This window comes from Cellulomonas sp. IC4_254, from assembly GCF_011603975.1.
Classification (GTDB): domain Bacteria; phylum Actinomycetota; class Actinomycetes; order Actinomycetales; family Cellulomonadaceae; genus Cellulomonas.
The window spans coordinates 1-4736 of the sequence record NZ_JAANNB010000246.1; the positions used below are offsets into that span (position 1 = coordinate 1).

The window sequence follows — 4736 nt, forward strand, 5'->3', positions numbered from 1 at the left end:
TCCGAACCCGGAAGCTAAGCCCTTCAGCGCCGATGGTACTGCACTCGCCAGGGTGTGGGAGAGTAGGACGCCGCCGGACATCATTCAGAAAGAGCCACCCCTTCGGGGGTGGCTCTTTCTGTTTCCCGGAAGGCCCTCAAAGCACCGCACGCGCGTCAGCCCACGCCGCCCAGGCACGCCCCCGAACCGGCTCGTCATCTGCCGAGCGGGCACTTGATGTCCCCAACTGGGCGGTCATCAATGCAGCGTCTGCCCACTCGACGGCGCTGGGGCGGGTTCGGCAGCGAGGTGCTCGGCTGCGAGCGGGGTGCTGGTCGGACCTACGCGACGGTTCTGCCCGCCACCGGGCGCGTCCGCGTGGCGGACGCATGTACGTGGCACGCATGCACGTGACCACGTCTGCGCGTGGCGCACGCGTTCACGCGGCGCGTACGTGCCGGCGAAGGCGCGTGGCTGGACGGCGAGATGGCAACTCTCGGCTGTCGGGAGCGTGCTGCGTGCAGCCGAGAGTTGCCATCTCGGCGAGTGGTGGTCCGGATGCCGGCGGGTCAGGTGCGGGGATTGGTGCCGCGGGACTGCCAGCTGCGGGTGACGATGCGCTCCAGGGCGGTGTCGTCGACCGCGTCCAGGTCCTTCAGGTAGAGGCAGCCGGTGCCGACCGTGTGCGGCCCGAGCACGGCGAGGTCGTCGGTGTGCGGCTCCAGACCGTCCATGAGGTACAGCGTGAGCGCGCTCTTCCTGGGTGAGAACGCGACCGGCGGCCAGTCGCCCTCACGACCGGACGCGTAGCGGTAGTGCGCGGAGCCGAACCCGAGGATCGACGGCCCCCACAGGACTGCGTGCTCGCCCGTGATGCGCTCGAGCAGGGTGCGGGCTCGCTGCGCGTCCCGGCGTCGGCGCTCGGGCTGCACGGCGGCGAGGAACGCGTCGACGTCGGCGTCGGTGGGCGCGGTCTTCGGGGCGTCGGCCATGTGCCCATGATGCCGGAGCCCGTCGAGCGACCTGGCCCGCGGCTCCTGCCGCCGGGCCCGGGCCCCAAGGGTGCGTCGTCGTCACGAAGAAGTGGTCGACGATGTCGTCCTCGCGCAGCCGCGCGCCGCGCACGCGGAGGTCGGCCACTCCAGCCACGGTTCGCCCCGCCGTGGTTCGCCTCGGCGTCGCTCGCCTCGGCGCGGTTCGCCTCGGCGCGGGTCAGGCCTCGCGGAGCAGCTCCGTGATCGCGTGCGTCCCGGCGGCCGCGACGACGGGGTCGTCGTCCCCGTGCGTGACCAGCGCCGAGGCCATGACCAGGGCCCACCCGGCGGCGCGCCGCCAGCGCCCGGGGTCGAGGGGCCCGCGGGCGTCGGCGTGGGTGTCGACGTGGTCCCGGAAGGCGGTGCGGCCCGCGACGTCGAACGTGAGCCAGGCGGTCGCGTGGTCGCAGGCGGGGTCGCCGGCGGTCAGGTCGCCGAAGTCGAGGAGCCCCGTGAGGCGGTTCCCCGCGACGACGAGGTTCGCCGGGTGCGGGTCGCCGTGCAACCAGACGAGCGGGCCCGGCCACGCGGGGGCGGCGAGCGCGTCGTGCCAGAGCGTCTCCAGCCGCTGGCGGCCGTCAGCCGCCGAGGTGTCCGCGCCCGAGGCAGCACGGAAGGCGGCGTCCAGGTGCCCTGCGGCGAGCCGCTCCCGGAACGCGGCGGTCCGGCCGGCGAGGGCGCCGCCGCGGAACGGGTTCACCGGCGCGCCCGCTGGTGCCGGCACGTGCAGCGCGTCGAGCGCCGCTGCCAGCGCGGGTGCCCAGGGCGTGCGGTCCGGGACGGGCTGGGTGGCTGCGGGGGCGCCGGCGAGCCACGGCACCACGCTCCATGCCCAGCCGAACCGCCCGCTCGGCCGGCCGACCCGCACCGGCGCGGGCACCGGGACCGGGCAGAGGGCGGCGAGCGTCGGGAGCCAGCGCTGCTCGTGCTCGACCAGGTGCGCGGCGACCTCCCGACGGGGGAGCCGCACGGCGAGGTCGTCGCCGAGCCGGAACGTCGCGTTGTCCCAGCCGTGGGCGGCCAGGCGCAGGGGGAGCGCGGCGAGGTCGGGGTGCTGGTCCGCGAGCAGCGCACGCACGAGGTCGGTGGTCAGGTCGACCTCGGCGGGCGGCTTCACGGGCACGACGGCTCCTCGGGTGCGGGACGGCCCGCTGCGGGCGTCGGGGTGGGAGCGGACACGGTACCTGCTGCGAGCCTCGGGCCGACGGGCGCGGGTCGCCGCGCGCGGCCCGCGGTCACCGAGGCCCGGAGTCTCGCGTGCTCCGCACCGTCCCGGGTGTCGTCGTCCCCGGAGTCGTCGTCCCGACTGTCCCGGGTGCCGTCGTCCCCGGAGTCGTCGTCCCGACCGTCCCGGGTGCCGTCGTGCCCGAAGTCGCCGTGCCGACAGCCCCGGGTCCCGCGGTCCCCGGCGCGCCGGTCGCTGCTCCGCGGGGCAGCAGCGACTGCGCCAGCAGCGTCGACCCCGCGACCGCGGCCGGCATGGTCGCGACGGCGCCGCCCGGCACGAGGAAGCACAGCTGGGTCGCCACCCCGAACCCGAGCGCACGAGCCCGGTGACCGCGCAGCAGCGCGTTCCGCTCGCGCCGCGACAGGCCGCGGGCGACGAGCGCGCGGGACGACAGCTCGTGGGCGAGGACCCAGCCCGTGAGCAGGACGCCCGTCAGCCAGCCGAGCGGGGCGCCGACCACGGGCACCAGGCCGAGCAGCCCGGCGATCGCGGCGGCGACGAGGCCGCGCGCGACGAGCGCCACGCCGTCGACGGCGCCGCGCCACACGCCGGTGGAGCCCTCGGGGACGGTGCCCGTGGTGTCCTGCTCGACGGCGCGCCAGATCCGGTCGTAGAACGGCTCGCCGACCGCGAGGGTGAGGGCGGTGAACGTCACGACGACCAGGACCACCACGGCCACGAGGACGACGCCCTGCGCGGCGAGCTCGGCGGCCTGCTCCCACCCGGGCGACCAGCCGTCCGCGAACGGGGTGAGCCGGTCGCCGATGGTGCCGAGGTTGGCGACCAGGGCGATGAGCGCCGCGAGGACGACGACGCCCACGATCACGGCGGGGATCAGGCCCCGCGCCATGGCGCCCGGCCGGCGCCGCCACCAGGACCAGCCGCCGCCGAGGAGGCGGACGCCCGCGAGGAACTCGTGCATGCGGGGCAGCCTAGGTCGCGGGGACGTCGTCCCGCCGCCGAAGGGCGTCGTCGGCGCCGTCGGCGGGGGTCGGCACGGCAGGTCCCGGGGGCGTGCGGGGCGCCTCGGCCGGGCCGGGGGCGCCGTCGCCGGCGGGCAGCGGCACGACCGCGTCCACGACCATCGACCCGTCGGTGGGCCCCTCGACCGGTACCGGTACCGGTGTCGCCTCGACCCGGTCGATCGGCGCGACCGGCCGGCCGGCGAGCGCCCGGTGCGCGCGCAGGTACGCCGGCACGAGGAGGACGACGGCCCCGGCCCAGGCGAGCGGGTTGCCCCACACCACGCCGAGGTAGCCGAACGCGGCACCGAGCACGACGGCCGCGCCGACCCGCATCGCCAGCTCGATCACCCCGGTGAGCGTGGGCACCCCGGTGCGGCCGAGGCCCTGCAGGGCGCCGCGGAGCACGAACAGCACGCCGAGGATCGCGTACAGCGCCGCGTTCACGTGCAGGAACTGGACGGCGAGGCGGACCACCTCGGTGGCGCCGTCGCCGACGAACAGCCGCACGAGCCAGCCGCCCGACGCGAGCAGCACGACGCCGAGGACCGCCGAGCCCGCGACCGCGAGCCAGGTCGCCTGGACGACCCCGCGGCGGATGCGGTCGGGGCGGCCGCCGCCGAGGTTCTGGGCGACGAACATCGACACGGCGAGGCCGAGCGACTGCAGCAGCGCGATCGCGAGGCCGTCCACGCGGGCCGCCGTCGTGTAGGCGGCCACGGCGTCGGCGCCCAGGGTGTTGAGCCGCACCTGCACGGCGATCGTGCCGATCGCGATGATCGACGCCTGGAAGCCCATCGGCAGGCCGAGGCGCAGGTGCTCGGCCAGCTCGGCCCTCGGGACCCGCCAGTCCGCGCGGTGCACGTGCAGCACGGGCACCCGGCGGCGCACGTACGCGAGGCAGAGCAGGACCGACAGCGCCTGGGACACGACCGTCGCGAGGGCCGCGCCGCCGACGCCGAGGTCCATCGGGCCGACCATGAGCACGACCAGGACGACGTTGAGGACGCAGGCCAGCGTGAGGAACCACAGCGGGGTCCGCGAGTCGCCGATCGCGCGGATGACCGCCGAGAGGAAGTTGAAGAACATCAGCGCGCCACCGCCCAGGAAGCTCACCTGGGCGAACGTGGTGGCCTCGGCCATCAGCGACTCCGGCGTGCGCAGCAGCCCCAGCGCCGGGCCAGCCAGCAGCGGCGCGGCGACGGTGAGCAGCACGCTGGTCGCGCCGGTGAGGATCGTGCCGGCGGCGACCGAGCGACGGACCGCGGCGGCGTCGCGCGCCCCGAAGGCCTGTGCCGTGGGGATCGCGAAGCCCGAGGTCATGCCCCAGGCGAAGCCGAGCAGCAGGAACAGCAGGCTGCCCGTGGCGCCGACGGCGGCGAGCGAGTCCACACCGAGGTGGCGGCCGACGACGACGGCGTCGGCGAACTGGTAGAGCTGCTGGACGACGTTGCCCACCAGCAGGGGGACGGCGAACGCGAGGATGACGCGCCAGGGACTGCCGGCGGTCAGGACCTTGGCCATGACGAGGGT

The 4736-nt window shown here is 76.0% G+C and carries 4 protein-coding genes; all 4 read right to left on the reverse strand.

Translation table 11 applies throughout. From position 1 onward, the window contains the following. Positions 1–548: 548 nt before the first annotated feature. Positions 549–971: a DUF1801 domain-containing protein gene (locus G6556_RS17110; RefSeq protein WP_166944092.1), complete on the reverse strand. Its 423-nt coding sequence runs from the start codon at positions 969–971 to the stop codon at positions 549–551. 220 nt (positions 972–1191) lie between these two features. Beyond that, positions 1192–2136, reverse strand: a complete 945-nt coding sequence (locus tag G6556_RS17115) for an aminoglycoside phosphotransferase family protein (RefSeq protein WP_166944094.1) — start codon at positions 2134–2136, stop codon at positions 1192–1194. 112 nt (positions 2137–2248) lie between these two features. Then, positions 2249–3163 carry an EI24 domain-containing protein gene (locus G6556_RS17120; protein ID WP_205693663.1) on the reverse strand — a complete coding sequence of 305 codons (915 nt, stop codon included), beginning with the start codon at positions 3161–3163 and terminating at the stop codon, positions 2249–2251. 10 nt (positions 3164–3173) lie between these two features. Continuing rightward, positions 3174–4727, reverse strand: coding sequence for an MATE family efflux transporter (locus tag G6556_RS17125; RefSeq protein WP_166944096.1), 1554 nt, complete (start codon positions 4725–4727; stop codon positions 3174–3176). Between the last annotated feature and the right edge of the window lie 9 nt (positions 4728–4736).